General features: G+C 65.3%; 15 protein-coding genes and 1 pseudogene. 7 read left to right on the top strand and 9 right to left on the bottom strand.

Annotation, left to right across the window (positions count from 1 at the left end; translation table 11 throughout):
* Positions 1-121 (bottom strand): annotated as a pseudogene (locus tag EAF64_RS17125) (acyl-CoA dehydrogenase); the annotation flags it as partial.
* Between the two features lie 309 nt (positions 122-430).
* On the opposite strand from EAF64_RS17125, the gene EAF64_RS17120 reads away from it, so the two are divergent.
* Genes EAF64_RS17120 through EAF64_RS21485 form a run of 5 tightly spaced genes read left to right on the top strand, consistent with a single transcriptional unit; the run spans position 431 to position 5139 of the window.
* Positions 431-1705: an amino acid ABC transporter substrate-binding protein gene (locus EAF64_RS17120; RefSeq protein WP_227739033.1), complete on the top strand. Its 1275-nt coding sequence runs from the start codon at positions 431-433 to the stop codon at positions 1703-1705.
* 6 nt (positions 1706-1711) lie between these two features.
* Positions 1712-2602 (top strand): branched-chain amino acid ABC transporter permease, encoded by an 891-nt coding sequence (locus EAF64_RS17115; RefSeq protein ID WP_129070193.1) that lies wholly within the window; start codon positions 1712-1714, stop codon positions 2600-2602.
* Position 2603: 1 nt separating this feature from the next.
* On the top strand, positions 2604-3656 hold the full coding sequence (locus EAF64_RS17110) for a branched-chain amino acid ABC transporter permease (protein ID WP_129070192.1): 1053 nt from the start codon (positions 2604-2606) through the stop codon (positions 3654-3656).
* Positions 3657-3658: 2 nt separating this feature from the next.
* A complete protein-coding gene (locus tag EAF64_RS21490; RefSeq protein ID WP_227739032.1) occupies positions 3659-4390 on the top strand; it encodes an ABC transporter ATP-binding protein in 732 nt (243 codons plus the stop codon).
* Entirely contained in the window at positions 4387-5139 is a 753-nt protein-coding gene (locus tag EAF64_RS21485) for an ABC transporter ATP-binding protein (protein WP_227739031.1), read from the top strand. The genes EAF64_RS21490 and EAF64_RS21485 overlap by 4 nt, the downstream gene beginning before the upstream one ends.
* A gap of 20 nt (positions 5140-5159) precedes the next feature.
* On the opposite strand, the gene EAF64_RS17100 is transcribed toward EAF64_RS21485, so the two are convergent.
* Entirely contained in the window at positions 5160-5558 is a 399-nt protein-coding gene (locus EAF64_RS17100; protein ID WP_129070191.1) for a VanZ family protein, read from the bottom strand.
* Between the two features lie 44 nt (positions 5559-5602).
* Positions 5603-6724: an endonuclease/exonuclease/phosphatase family protein gene (locus EAF64_RS17095; protein WP_129070190.1), complete on the bottom strand. Its 1122-nt coding sequence runs from the start codon at positions 6722-6724 to the stop codon at positions 5603-5605.
* Positions 6725-6878: 154 nt separating this feature from the next.
* Between EAF64_RS17095 and EAF64_RS17090 the strand changes: the two genes are divergently transcribed.
* Positions 6879-8825 (top strand): aldehyde ferredoxin oxidoreductase family protein, encoded by a 1947-nt coding sequence (locus EAF64_RS17090; RefSeq protein WP_129070189.1) that lies wholly within the window; start codon positions 6879-6881, stop codon positions 8823-8825.
* A 255-nt stretch (positions 8826-9080) separates the two neighbouring features.
* On the opposite strand, the gene EAF64_RS17085 is transcribed toward EAF64_RS17090, so the two are convergent.
* Both EAF64_RS17085 and EAF64_RS17080 read right to left on the bottom strand, forming a co-directional pair.
* On the bottom strand, positions 9081-9722 hold the full coding sequence (locus EAF64_RS17085; protein ID WP_129070188.1) for a hypothetical protein: 642 nt from the start codon (positions 9720-9722) through the stop codon (positions 9081-9083).
* A 70-nt stretch (positions 9723-9792) separates the two neighbouring features.
* Entirely contained in the window at positions 9793-10341 is a 549-nt protein-coding gene (locus EAF64_RS17080) for a DoxX family protein (protein ID WP_129070187.1), read from the bottom strand.
* A 129-nt stretch (positions 10342-10470) separates the two neighbouring features.
* On the opposite strand from EAF64_RS17080, the gene EAF64_RS17075 reads away from it, so the two are divergent.
* A complete protein-coding gene (locus EAF64_RS17075; protein WP_129070186.1) occupies positions 10471-11382 on the top strand; it encodes an alpha/beta fold hydrolase in 912 nt (303 codons plus the stop codon).
* Here EAF64_RS17075 and EAF64_RS17070 read toward each other — a convergent pair.
* From EAF64_RS17070 to EAF64_RS17055, 4 genes are read right to left on the bottom strand one after another with little or no spacing between them, the layout of a single operon-like run.
* Positions 11379-11735: a hypothetical protein gene (locus tag EAF64_RS17070; protein ID WP_129070185.1), complete on the bottom strand. Its 357-nt coding sequence runs from the start codon at positions 11733-11735 to the stop codon at positions 11379-11381. The two genes, EAF64_RS17075 and EAF64_RS17070, sit on opposite strands and share 4 nt — an antisense overlap.
* Positions 11735-12010 carry a hypothetical protein gene (locus tag EAF64_RS17065; RefSeq protein WP_129070184.1) on the bottom strand — a complete coding sequence of 92 codons (276 nt, stop codon included), beginning with the start codon at positions 12008-12010 and terminating at the stop codon, positions 11735-11737. Before EAF64_RS17065 ends, EAF64_RS17070 begins: the two co-directional genes overlap by 1 nt.
* Positions 12010-12306: a ubiquitin-like small modifier protein 1 gene (locus EAF64_RS17060; protein WP_129070183.1), complete on the bottom strand. Its 297-nt coding sequence runs from the start codon at positions 12304-12306 to the stop codon at positions 12010-12012. The genes EAF64_RS17065 and EAF64_RS17060 overlap by 1 nt, the downstream gene beginning before the upstream one ends.
* A gap of 41 nt (positions 12307-12347) precedes the next feature.
* Entirely contained in the window at positions 12348-12731 is a 384-nt protein-coding gene (locus EAF64_RS17055) for a hypothetical protein (RefSeq protein WP_129070182.1), read from the bottom strand.
* Between the last annotated feature and the right edge of the window lie 40 nt (positions 12732-12771).

Raw genomic sequence — 12771 nt, 5'->3', positions numbered from 1 at the left:
CCTCGATCCAGTGCTCGCCGATGTCGGGCCGCACTTTCTCGTCGACGAACTCGCGAGCGGACTCCTGGATCATCCGCTCTTCTTCGGACAGGTCGGCTTCCACGCCGTAGTAATCGAACATTGGTTCGAACGATAGACGCCCATAACAATAATATTTCGGAACTGATCCATATTTTTGTCTTTATCTCGTACTCTATCCAACCTTGTCGACGGCTTCCGCTCGACGCGGCCGCGTGAGTGAACGCCGTCCCAAGTTGGTCGACCCGTGCGTGGCTGAACGTGTGTCCAACTCGTTCCCCTCGGTTCGTTATTAATCGAGTTGTCAGGACGCAAATGGGGTTGTTTGTAGTCCTATATTACAACTAAATCCTGAACATAGTCCAAATTTTCAAAAGTATTATATAGAGAGATGCAAAAGAGGGTGGCAGGCATGCGAGAGAACATCAAGACAGTAAAAAATCGACGACAGTTCATGAAAGCGGCTGGCCTTGCGGGTACGGTGGGTGTTGCGGGCGTGGCCGGCTGTGTGGGTGGCGGTTCCGACAGAGGTGGCGACAAGTTCAAGTTCGGCGTCGTGACGTCGCTCTCGGGCGATCTTCGATTCGGTGGTGAGGTTACCCGGCGCGGGTACGACCTCTGGAAGAAGACGGTCAACGAGAACGGCGGCATCGACATCGACGGGAGCAGCTACGAGGTCGAACTCTCCTACGCTGACGCGAAGTCCGATCCGAGTACCGGTGCAGACGCGGCCTCGCGGATGATCTCCAGTGAGCGGGTCGACGCCGTCCTGGGCCCGTACTCCAGCAACGTCACGCTGGCCGTGGCCCCGATCATGGAGAAAAACCGGACGCCTCACATTTCGGGGAGCGCGGAGTCGCCACGCATCTGGGAACAGCAGTTCAAGCATACGTTCGGGACGGTCCCGACGGTGACGCTCATCGCGCAGCGGGCGGCCGAGGAGATTCTGTCGCTGGATCCCGCTGCGGAGTCAGTCTACGTCAGTGGTGTCAATGGGCCGTTCTCGAAGGCGACGGCGAGCGCGATGCGCGACGCCGCCGAGAACAAGGGCGTCGAGGTACTGGCCTACGACCTGAACCCGTCGGACACGGACTGGACGAACGTCGTCAGTAGCGCCAAGAGCCAGGATCCCGACCTCCACTTCCACGGTGGGCACATCGGGAGTCACGTGAGCCTCCTGAAGGCGGCCGATCAGCTGAACTACGACCCGGACGGCTTCTTCAATCACTACGGTGTGAACACGTCCAGTTTCAAGGAGGGACTCGGCGACGGTGCCCGGGGGACGTTCGGAGCGACCGTCTGGATGCCCGACCTCGAACGGAGCGGTGGGAAACTGTTCGGCTCCGCCGCCGACTACGCCGAGGCGGCCCGGGCCGAGTACGACAGCGACCCGGACTACACCCAGGCCGCGTCGAGTGCGGCGGGTGTCGTCTACCAGCAGGCGCTCGAAGAACTGGGCGCGGCACCGCCGCTCTCGGACACACAGAAGAGCAAACTCGTCGAGATCATCGAAGGAGCCTCCGTCGAGACCTTCTACGGGGACGTTACCTTCGACAAGGAAGGCGAGTTCTACCACAACAACACCTCGACCAGTCCTCTGCCGATCCAGTTGCAGGACGACAACAAGGCGGTGGTCGTCGGGTCGGCGGACTCGGCGTCGCCCGCCAACTATCCCGTCGAGGAGTGACCGAAGATGGTCAGCACAGAACTCCTCGGACAGTCGATCGTGAACGGCTTGCTGCTGGGCGGTATCTACGTGACCGTCGGGGTCGGCTTCGCGCTCGTATTCGGCGTCCTCGAGATTATCGACTTCGCGGTCGGTGAGTACGTGATGCTCGGGGCGTTCATGGGCGCCATCGTGGCACCGGTGGTCGGTGGTGAGGGCCTGTTCGTCGTCCCCCTCGCCTTCGTGGCCTTCTTCCTCGTGGGCATGATCGTCCAGCCGTTCTTGCACCACGTGACGACCGGCGACCGACCGATGCCGTTGTTGATGGGGCTCGTGTTCACGTTCGGGCTGGCGATATTCATGCGCGGGTCCGTGTTGACAATCTTCGGTCCGAACACGCGCGCCGTCCCGACGAAGACGCTGGAGGGCGGCATCGACGTCACAGGGATCGGGACCTTCCCGGAAGTCCGCGTCGTCACGGCCGTCGTGGGCGTCCTCGCACTCGTCGCGTTCATGTACTACCTCTACCGAACGACCGGTGGGACGGCTATCCGGGCCATCGCCGAAGACCGCGACATCGCCCGCCTGATGGGCGTCAACATCAACCGCTATCAGTCGATCGCCTACGGCGTCTACGCCGGTCTGACGGCGACCGGCGGAGTCTTCATCGGCCTCATCTACTCGGCGGGCCCGGGCATGGGCCTGCAGTACACCGCCTTCGCGTTCTTCATGATCGTGCTGGCAGGACTCGGTTACCTGCCCGGAATCATTATCAGCGGACTCGTCCTCGGACTGGCCCAGTCACTGACCGCCGTCTACATCGGCGGCGAACTGGTGTTTTTCGTCCTGTTCGGGATGATCTACGTGCTCCTTCTGGTCCGACCCGAAGGACTCCTCGGCAAGGGAGAGGTGAGTTGACGTGGGGGCAGAAAACGACCTGTCGATCCGAAACCGCATTCAGGCGCTCCTCGACCGCGACGACGCACATCTCTGGCTGTTCGCCGCCGGAACGCTGTTTCTGACGGTGTTGCCGCTCGCGTTGAACACGTTCTGGACGCGCATCGCGCTGGGCGTCCTGCTGTGGGTCGGCCTGGCCCAGTCGTGGAACATGATCGGCGGCTACGCCGGCTACCTGGACTTTGGCCACGGCGCGTACTTCGGCGCCGGCGCGTTCGTCACCGGGATCGTCATGACGGAACTCGAACTGCCGTTCGTCGCCGGCCTGCTGATTGCGGGCGTGTTCTGCGCGGTGTTGGCCTACGCCGTCGGCGTCCCGACACTCCGACTCTCGGGAGCCTACTTCGCCATCGCCACCTGGGCGTTCGCGGAAGCGATCAAGGAACTCGCGCTCATCATCGAGATTACTGGCGGGACGTACGGCATGACCATCCCGACTGGCCCGGGGACGGCCGGGATCCCGCTGGTGGGATGGCCCGACGAGATGTTCTTCTACTACCTGATGCTGGTGTTGACCCTCGGGACCATCGCGCTCGCGTACTGGCTCTTCGAGCACAGCGAGTTCGGGTTCCGGGTGAAAGCCATCCGAGACCACGAGGACGCCGCCCAGTCGCTGGGCATCGACGCCACGAAGATCAAGCGTCGCGTGTACGTCCTCTCCTGTGCCATCGCGGCGCTGTTCGGGAGTGCCAACGCGTACTACATCACGTTCGTCCACCCCAACGACGTGCTCGCGCCGATCATCACCGACCAGATGATCATCATGGCGTTGCTGGGCGGACTGGGCACCATCGGTGGCCCCATCATCGGCGGCGTGTTGATCTTCCTGCTCAATCGCATGACCTCGCTGTTCCTGGGGCAGACGACGCTGTACCTGCCCCTGATCGGGGTGCTCATCATGGGTATCGTCCTGTTCGCCCCCAGTGGCGTCGTCGGCATCCTCCGCGGTGAGGTCGGCCGCGAGGACGTCAAACGTAACCTGCGCGAACTCGCCGAGAAGTTCAACATCCTGTAAGCATGTCCGAGACACTACTCCAGACCGACGGGCTGACGAAACGGTTCGGCGCACTGACCGCGAACGACGGGATTACGCTCGGCGTCGACCGCGGCGAGATCCGCGGGATCATCGGCCCGAACGGGAGCGGGAAGACGACGTTTTTCAACTCGCTCACGGGCTTCTACACGCCCGACGCGGGCACCGTTACCTTCGAGGGAACCGACATCACCGGCTGGGACTCCCACCGGATCGCCCGCCAGGGAATCGGTCGGACCTTCCAGATCGCCGCGCCGTTCGGCAACATGACTGTCCGGCAGAACATGCTGGCGGTCCAGACGCCAAAATCCGTCGACGAACACGAGCGGGCACAGGAGATCCTCGAGTTCCTCGACATCGACCACATCGCCGACGACGACGCCAGTGGGATGAGCGGCGGTCAGAAGAAGTTGCTCGGGCTGGGTCGCGTGCTGATGCTCGATCCGGCGTGTATCCTGCTCGACGAGCCGACCGCCGGCGTCAACCCCGCGCTGGCCGATCGCATCCTCGACCATCTGCGGGACCTCAACGACGATGGGACGACGTTCCTGATCATCGAACACGACATGGACGTCCTCAAACAGATCGTCGACACCGTGTCGGTACTCGATCAGGGCCAGCACATCGTCCAGGGGACCTTCGACGAGGTCAGCACGGACGACCGCGTTCGCGAGGCCTATCTCGGCTCGGCCGACGAGGACGAGGTGCCGATATGAGCGCCGACACGCCACGACAGACGAGGAGAGGCGACTCGGACCCACCGGTCCTCAGGGCGGACGGCATCGTGACGGGCTACGGCGACCACGAGGTCATCCACGACGTGGATATCCAGTCACACGAAGGGATCACCTGTCTGTTCGGGCCCAACGGCAGCGGGAAGTCGACGCTGCTGAAGACGCTCAACGGCAGCGTCCCGATCTGGGACGGGACGATCACCTACGGCGACGTGGACCTCTCGAACGCCAAACCGGACGAGATCGTCCGCGAGGGGATCGCGACGGTTCCACAGGGCGGCGGCGTCTTCGGGACACTCACGGTCGAGGAGAACCTCCGCGTCGGTGGGTTCACCGTCTCGGATGCGGACGCGTATCGGCGTCGCCGCGAGGCGGTCCTCGACGCGTTCCCGGCGCTCGAAGACAAACTGGGCGACAGAGCGTCGTCACTGTCGGGCGGACAGCAGATGATGGTGAGTCTCGGTCGAGCGATGATGACGGGTGCGGACACGTTCCTGCTCGACGAACCGAGTGCGGGACTCTCGCCGGCGCTCGTCGAAGACGCCTTCGAACTCGTCGAACGACTGGTCGACCGCGGGGCACGTATCGTCCTCATCGAGCAGAACGTGAAGGCAGCTCTCCGCCTGGCCGATCACGTCAACATCCTCGTCGCGGGTGAACTCGCCTTCGACGGCTCGCCGGACGAACTCTCGGACGAGAACGAACTGATGGAAGTCTACCTCGGCCTCTAGTCCTGTCCCGCTCTTCGGCCTCAGGCCGCTTCAGAACGGCGCGACACCACTGAGACGACGATTCCGACCAGGAGCGCGCCCAACGTATTCGCCAGCACGTCCAGCACGTCGAACGAACGGAACGGCAGGACCGACTGGACGACTTCGATCCCGGCACCGTATATCGCCGCGACAGCAACGGCGACCGCGGGCCAGCGCTTCGTGGCCCCCGACAGCGCGTACGCGACCAGCAGTGTCAGCGTCGCGTACCCCACGGCGTGCAACCACTTGTCCACGCCGACGAGGCCGAGCGGCCCGGCCGGTGTCAGCCCGCCGGCAGGCGGATCCGCGACCGAGGCCACCAGCACGACCGCCGCGTACACGATGACAGGTACAGCGCGTGCCGGACCGGTCCCACTGACGACGGACGGCCGCTGCATACCCAGGGCTGGTCGCCCGAGGAACAAGTCTCCTCGGGTCGCGATCACCGCGGCGTGAGCGTCCAGTCGAGTTCGAGCCCGACGTGGTCGGTCAGGTAGTTCGGCCGTTCCTCGGCGTCGTCGGCGTAGAACTGGTCCGGCGGTGCGAGTTGCCGACAGAACACCCGCCGTTTGATGGCCTCGATCGACAGCCGAGAGGCGTGACTCGGCCGAGTCGGCTCGACGAACACGTAGTCGATGCGGTCGCCGCCCGCACCCCCGTCGCAGTAGGAGGGCGGACTCTCGGCCGGCTCGAACGCACAGCCGTCGGTGATGGCGGTGCGGTTCGTCCCCCCTGGCCCTCCGGCGTACCCGAGCCAGGCGTCCGCGAGGCCGAGGTCGTCCCGGACCGCGGTGAGTTTCCCGTACTCGCCGCCGCCGGCCCCGACGTTGAAATCGCCCGCGACGACGGTCGGGACGCGATTGTCCGGGTCGTGGTCGGCCTCGACCGACTGGACGAACGCTCGGAGTTCCGCGAGCTGGTCGGCCCGGTACTCGGCTGGCGTCGGCGGGTCCGAGAACGGGTTCAGGTCGACGTACGGGATGCCCCCGCCCGCCAGCAGGTGCGTCGTGAACAGGTCGACCTGCCCCGCTCCGAAGTCCAGCCGCGTGTACAGGACGCCCTTCTTGGCCCACGCGTCGGCGTCGCGTGGCTCGTAGCCGTCCGCGTCGAACTCCGTGCGCTCCATCGCGACGATTTCGGGACCACCGAGCGCGAGCGTGTACAGCCCGCTCGACTTCTCGAACTCGGCTGGCGGCCCGATCTCGTAGTCGACCGCCCGCTCGACTGGCTCCCGGATCGTCTCGCGCTGTTCCGAGGAAAAGACCTCACAGAGCGCGGCCACGTCGATGTCGCTCCCGGCGAGACGATCCCCGAATTCGCTGGCTCGTTCCTGCAGTGCCGGTTTCGCGATGTCCGTGTCGTTGCCCACGATCCCGTTGAGCAACCACAGATTCTGCCACAGGAACCGGTACGTCTCGCCCGCTCCGGCGGCCGATCCACCGACCGACTGGCCGACGCCCGACGCACCGAGCACGCCGACACCCCCGGCGACCGTCGCCCCCGTCCGCAACACGTCGCGTCGCTGTATCTGTGCTCCCCCGAAGTGTGTGTCATCGTCTCCCATATTGCTCCCGTCGGCCGACACGGACGGCCACCAGGCAATAATTTCACCGGATATGGACGGCGATTTATACACGTTGCTGTAACTGGTACCAGTTACGTGGTGCTGGTAACGAATAACACGCTACGGCCCTAATACAATCGTAGGACGTTAAATTATGACAGATCTAGGAGGATTCCACGACAACGTCGCTCGCGTCGATTTGAGCGCGGGTGACGTACGGTACGAGGGTATCGACGACGAGGACGCGGAGAAGTACATCGGCGCGCGCGGCCTCGGCGGCAAGTACGTCTTCGATCAGGGGCCCGAGGTCGACCCCCTGGGCGAGGACAACCTGCTCGCGTTCATGAACGGGCCGCTTACGGGGACTCAAACCACGATGAGCGGCCGGATCGCCATCTGCACGAAGTCACCGCTCACGGGGACGGTTACGGACTCCCACCACGGCGGCTGGTCGGGGGCGCGGCTCAAGTGGGCCGGCTTCGACGGCTTGCTGTTCGAGGGCCGCGCCGACGAGCCCGTGTACGCCGTCGTCGAGGACGGCGAAGTCGAACTCCGTGACGCCTCCCACCTCTGGGGCAAGGGTGTCCACGAGACACGCGACCAGCTGGAAGAGGAGGTCGAGGGGGCCTACGGCAAGAACCTCTCGATGATGGCCATCGGGCAGGCCGGCGAGAACGAGGTCAAGTACGCCTGCATCATCAACGAGGACGACCGCGCCTCGGGCCGCGGCGGCACCGGCTGTGTGATGGGGTCGAAGAACCTGAAAGCCGTCGTCGTCAAGTCGACGACGAAGATGCCCCAGCCGGCGGACCCGGAGACGTTCAAGAAAGGCCACAAGCAGGCCATGCAGGTGATCCAGGAGTCGGACGTGACTGCACCCAACGAGGGCGGCCTCTCGCTGTACGGCACGAACGTCCTGATGAACGTCACCGAGGAGATGGACGGCCTGCCGACGAAGAACGGCCGTTACTCCTCAACGAAGTCGATGTCCGACGCCGAGGGCGACGGCGAGCGGATCATCGACTCGGAGAAGGTCAGTGGGGAGAACGTCCGGGAGAACATCCTCGTCGACGAGCCCACCTGTCACTCCTGTCCGGTCGCCTGCAAGAAGGAAGTCGAAGTCCAGGCGATGCACAAAGGCGAGGAGATGAACGTTCGGATGGAGTCCTACGAGTACGAGTCGGCGTGGGCGCTCGGGCCGAACTCGGGCCACCACGACCGGGACCGCATCGCGGTCATGCTCGACCTGTGTAACGACCTCGGGATGGACACCATCGACACCGGCAACACCATCGCGATGGCCATGGAGATGATCGAGGAGGGGAAACTCGACTTCGACGACTCCATCGAGTGGGGCGACGCAGACGAGATGATCGATCTCATCGAGCGGGTCGGCCACCGCGAGACCGACTTCGCGGACCACCTGGCCGAGGGCCCCGACCACCTGGCCGAGACGTTCGACGCCCACGAGAACTCCCTGGCCGTCAAGGGCCAGTCGATGGCCGCCTACGACCCCCGCTGTATGAAGGGCATGGCCATCGGCTACGCCACCTCGAACCGTGGCGCCTGCCACCTGCGCGGCTACACGCCCGCGGCCGAGATTCTGGGCGTCCCCCAGAAGGTCGATCCCTACGACCCCGAGGGGAAAGGTGAACTCTGTGCCACCTTCCAGGACATGCACGCCATCAGCGACTCGTTCGACATCTGCAAGTTCAACGCCTTCGCGGAGGGCATCGAGGAGTACGTCCTGCAGTACAGCGGGATGACCGGCCTCGACGTGAGCGAGGAGGACCTGATGCTGGCCGGCGAACGGATCTACAACCTGGAACGGTACTACAACAACCTCGCCGGTTTCGACGGCGACGACGACGACCTGCCCGACCGCTTCGTCGAAGGTAACGAGAACGCCATCCCCGCTCAGGGGGCCAGCGAGGGCGAACTCGCGGAACTCGACCAGCTGAAGGCCGAGTACTACGAGGTCCGCGACTGGGTCGACGGCGTCGTCCCCGACGAGAAACTCGACGAACTCGGAATCGACGTGGGCCCCGGCACCGGCGTCTCTACGGGCGACTCCGGCGCGGCCGCACCCGGCGACGACTAGAACCCACTTTTTCCGTCGGGGGGTCGCCGCGGGCGACCCCCCGTCTGCTCACGGGCCGCGAAGCGGCCCGTTCGCATGGTATGAGGGACTGGTTCGAGAGAGCGAAGCTCTCTCGTCATCACGAGGGACGTCGTCCCTCGAACGACTTCGGTCCCTCACTAAGCAAAAACGTGGGGAAAAAGCCGAACTCGCGGCTTCGCCGCGAGTTCGCAACGCCAACTCTGTGGCAACCGCTCCGAACATGCCGTGTTCCACTCACCGCACCAGTAGCGCCGCCAACAGCCCGCCGATCAGCGTCAGCGCGGTCAGGAACCACCCCTCCAGCTGCATCGCGAAGGCCTCGGCTTCGGCAGTGTAGAGAAACTGCTCGGTGACGACGAGGCCGACGAACGCGGCCCCGGCGGATCGGCCTCCGAACAACCCGCCGCGACCGCGGTTCCGCCCGACTGACCTGTACCCCGAGCCACGCGCCACGCCGAGCAGAACACGGATCGCCAGCCGTCCGGCCCAGGTTCCCGACCGACGTTCGATGATCGCGAGGAGGTTGACCCCGAACCGCGCGGTCGGATTCCGCCCGAGCACCCGCAGTGTCGACTCGTCGACCGACCGGGTGTCCTCGACCGCCAATAGCGTCCGTTCGAGTGCGTAGGACGCCACGAGGGCCCCGACGGCGGCGAGATGGACAGCCCCGACGAGCCACGAGGACGAGGTGCCGGGGACGGGATAGGCCCAGATGGCCGCGATCACGGCCACGGCACCGCCCCTGGAGAGCCAGTACAGCCGCTGGACGAGCTCGTCGTAGGCGTAGCGGTTCAAGATGTCGGCGAGTCGTGCTGTCGCGTCCGCGACGACGGCGGCCTGAAGTTCGTCGGCCGCCGTCGGGTCGTCACCCCCCATCGGTAGTCGGTCGTGGTTCCTGGCCAGCAATCAGGGTGGCGAGTCGGCTCCGGCCGACACCGCCGCCCGCTCAGCCCAGGAACACCCGAAGCCACGGGTTCGACTGCACGAACGACTGCGCTTCGAGCCACGCGTCGACGCCGAGGATCCGGCCGGCACCGATTGCGCCGAGACCGAACAGCAGGATGGCGTACACGATGTGGCTACTGACGAAGAAGCCGTGTTCGATGGGGAAGCCCCCCATCAGGCCGCCCTGTAGATGGGCCGCCCAGAACAGGATCATCTGGAGTGCCCCGAAGAAGGCGGCCAGTCGGACGAACGCACCGACGAGCAGCGTCAGCCCGATCAGGAGCTGACCCCACACGACGAGCATGTCGACCATGGGGGACCCGGCCAGCGATACCCACAGTCCGCCGAAGGGATTCCCGGCCGGGACGGCGTTGGCGAGAAAGCCCGCGGCGGTCCAGTTGCCTTCGAGGAGTTTGGCGATGCCGGCCTGCAGGAACACCCAGGCCATCACGAACCGGAGCCCCAGCAGGGCGTAACCGATCCAGTGGTCGGAGTACTTGAATCGCGTTTCACGGCCGAACAGTTTCGCTTCGAGGGTGCGCGTGGACATGTTTCTGGTTCGCTCCGAGCGAACGTGTGTTAATGATTGTTATATAAATAACGGCCAATTCTCGGCGAATGGGAACGAACCGGCGACGTGTCGGTGCGGCTTAGTGGCTCGGCCGCAAGCAGGCGTGTGATGAGCGACCCACTCGCCGCTGTCGACCTCGAACACCACAACGCAGTCGTCGACGACGTGCGCCTCCACTACGTCGCCGCAGGACCCGAGGACGGAGAGCTAGTGGTCCTGGTACACGGCTTCCCGGAGTTCTGGTACTCCTGGCGCTACCAGATTCCGGCCCTCGTCGACGCGGGCTATCGCGTCGTCGCGCCCGACCTCCGGGGCTACAACCGGTCGGAGAAACCCCACGGCGTCGACAGTTACGCCATCGAGAACCTGGTCGGCGACGTGATCGGCCTGATTCGTTCCCACGGCGAGACCGCCCACCTCGTCGGCCACGACTGGGGCGGGGCCATCGCCTGGGCCGTCGGCATGCAGCGACCCGACACGCTGGACAGCCTGACCGTCATGAACGCGCCCCACCCGGCCGCGTTCGCCCGGGAGTTCGACCTCGCGCAGTTGCAACGCTCCTGGTACGTGCTCTTCTTCCAGGTGCCGTGGCTCCCCGAACGCCTGCTCTCGGCGGGCGGCGCCCGCGCCGTCGGCGAGGTGTTCCGCGACCAGCCCACGAACCCCGACGCGTTCGACGAGGAAGACGTCCGGCGCTACCGGGAGGCCTTCGCCCGCCCGGGTGCCGCCCGCGCCGCCGTCAACTACTACCGCGCGTACGTCGACGGCATCGGCGTCCCGATGGCCAAGGCCACCCTGCCAGGCCTCCGCCGCTTTTTCGATCCGCCGGGCGACACCGAGATCACGGTCCCGACGCTGGTGTTGTGGGGCGAACAGGACGCCGCACTCGGCGTCGGCATCTCGGAGGGACTGGACGAGTGGATTCCGGACCTCCGGGTCGAGCGCTTCCCCGAAGCCAGCCACTGGGTGCAGTGTGACGTGCCCGAGGCGGTCACCGAGGAACTGCTGGAGTTCCTCTAGGTCCCGAGCACCACGCAGTCCCTGATCTCCAGGGCCATCTCGAACTCCTCGATCCGGCCCAGTCGCCGACCGTCCCGAGTCAGTTGTTCGTGGTGGGCCCGCCGCACGGCGTCGACCTCGCGCTCGCCGAGGTCGAGGCGGTCCCGAATGGCCTGCCAGTGGCCGTCCTCGACGAAGAAGGCCGTGCGGTCGTCGCTCTCGTAAGCGCGTTCGTACTCGCGGGTGTAGGTCTCGCGCCGGGGGTTCAGATCCGCCGCCACACGGTCGATCAGGTCCGGCAAGCGCTGGGGCCCGACACTCGCTTTCGCCGCTACGAGGATCAGCACTTCTCCCTCGATGGGGTCGCCGGCCATCAGCCACCCGCTCGCATCGCTTTCTGGGTGAACTTCTCGACGAGTTCCTCGACGGCCTCGTCCTCACCCTCGAAGCTGACCGACACCTCCGTCAGTTTCATCGACCCGGCGACCGAGACCTTCTCGGCCGACAGTGTCGCCGTCCACTCCTCGTCGGCGACTTCGGCTTCCGCGTTGTCTTCGCGCTCGCCCGCGACGAGTTCGCCGCCGAGGTTCTCGAGGTAGTGGACCGCCAGCCGTTTGGAGATGCCCCGGAACGCCTCCTCGCGGCGCATCAGCGCACCCCACTCGCGCCGCCCGCGACCGGCGGGAAGACCGACAGGGAGTCACCGTCTTCCAGCGGCGTCTCACCGCCCTCCATGTGCGTCACGTCCCGACCGTTCTTGAGGATCGAGAGCTGTGGCCGGATCGTCCCGTCCTCGTCGAGCAGCTGCGCTTCGAGGTCGGGATACGCCGTCTCCAGCGTCGAGAGGACCTCGGCGACCGTCGCCCCGTCCGGGAACTCCCGGTCGAGGGACTTCTGCCCGACGATGGCCCGGTAGGTGGCGAAGAATCTGCATTCGAGGTGCATACCCCTCTGCAGGGACGGAGCCAGCATAAATCCCCGCCGCCTCAGAGATCCCGCAGGCGGATGCCGTCCTCGACGACCCGCTGGTTGCGCTCCCGATCCAGCCGGTCGGCCAGTTCCTCGTGTTCGTAGAGTTGCCCGATCAGGTCGGCCATCAGGTTGCGCCAGCAGATGGCGTAGATCGGTGACTGCCCCCAGGCCCGCAACTCCGGCACGAACGCGTCGTAGGTGTCCATCCGTTCTTCGAACAGTTCGATGGCGTCGAAGACGTAGCCCGCCGCTTCGTCGTCGTCGCTGTCCGCGAGCGCGCGGTTGATCCGTCGTTCCCAGCCCTCGACGGCCCGTCGCATGTCCTGTGCGGCCGCGCCGTCGTCGTCCGGGAGCGAGTCGAGAATTGGTTCCGGGACACCGAGTGAGATGTCGTCCATAGCCCACCGGAGGAGCGGATCGAACTAAAACGTCCCGGCG

The sequence above is a fragment of the Halorientalis pallida genome (genome assembly GCF_004118325.1).
GTDB classification, from domain to species: Archaea; Halobacteriota; Halobacteria; order Halobacteriales; family Haloarculaceae; genus Halorientalis; species Halorientalis pallida.
The sequence above is the reverse complement of the archived record's forward strand: the minus strand, read 5'-3'. Positions and strand labels throughout refer to the sequence as shown.

Bases quoted from the DNA above. Each gene is read 5' to 3' on its own strand.
- EAF64_RS17120 (WP_227739033.1), top strand. From the start codon at position 431: ATGCGAGAGAACATCAAGACAGTAAAAAATCGACGACAGTTCATGAAA.
- EAF64_RS17115 (WP_129070193.1), top strand. From the start codon at position 1,712: ATGGTCAGCACAGAACTCCTCGGACAGTCGATCGTGAACGGCTTGCTG.
- EAF64_RS21490 (WP_227739032.1), top strand. From the start codon at position 3,659: ATGTCCGAGACACTACTCCAGACCGACGGGCTGACGAAACGGTTCGGC.
- EAF64_RS21485 (WP_227739031.1), top strand. From the start codon at position 4,387: ATGAGCGCCGACACGCCACGACAGACGAGGAGAGGCGACTCGGACCCA.
- EAF64_RS17100 (WP_129070191.1), bottom strand. From the start codon at position 5,558: ATGCAGCGGCCGTCCGTCGTCAGTGGGACCGGTCCGGCACGCGCTGTA.
- EAF64_RS17095 (WP_129070190.1), bottom strand. From the start codon at position 6,724: ATGGGAGACGATGACACACACTTCGGGGGAGCACAGATACAGCGACGC.
- EAF64_RS17090 (WP_129070189.1), top strand. From the start codon at position 6,879: ATGACAGATCTAGGAGGATTCCACGACAACGTCGCTCGCGTCGATTTG.
- EAF64_RS17085 (WP_129070188.1), bottom strand. From the start codon at position 9,722: ATGGGGGGTGACGACCCGACGGCGGCCGACGAACTTCAGGCCGCCGTC.
- EAF64_RS17080 (WP_129070187.1), bottom strand. From the start codon at position 10,341: ATGTCCACGCGCACCCTCGAAGCGAAACTGTTCGGCCGTGAAACGCGA.
- EAF64_RS17075 (WP_129070186.1), top strand. From the start codon at position 10,471: ATGAGCGACCCACTCGCCGCTGTCGACCTCGAACACCACAACGCAGTC.
- EAF64_RS17070 (WP_129070185.1), bottom strand. From the start codon at position 11,735: ATGGCCGGCGACCCCATCGAGGGAGAAGTGCTGATCCTCGTAGCGGCG.
- EAF64_RS17065 (WP_129070184.1), bottom strand. From the start codon at position 12,010: ATGCGCCGCGAGGAGGCGTTCCGGGGCATCTCCAAACGGCTGGCGGTC.
- EAF64_RS17060 (WP_129070183.1), bottom strand. From the start codon at position 12,306: ATGCACCTCGAATGCAGATTCTTCGCCACCTACCGGGCCATCGTCGGG.
- EAF64_RS17055 (WP_129070182.1), bottom strand. From the start codon at position 12,731: ATGGACGACATCTCACTCGGTGTCCCGGAACCAATTCTCGACTCGCTC.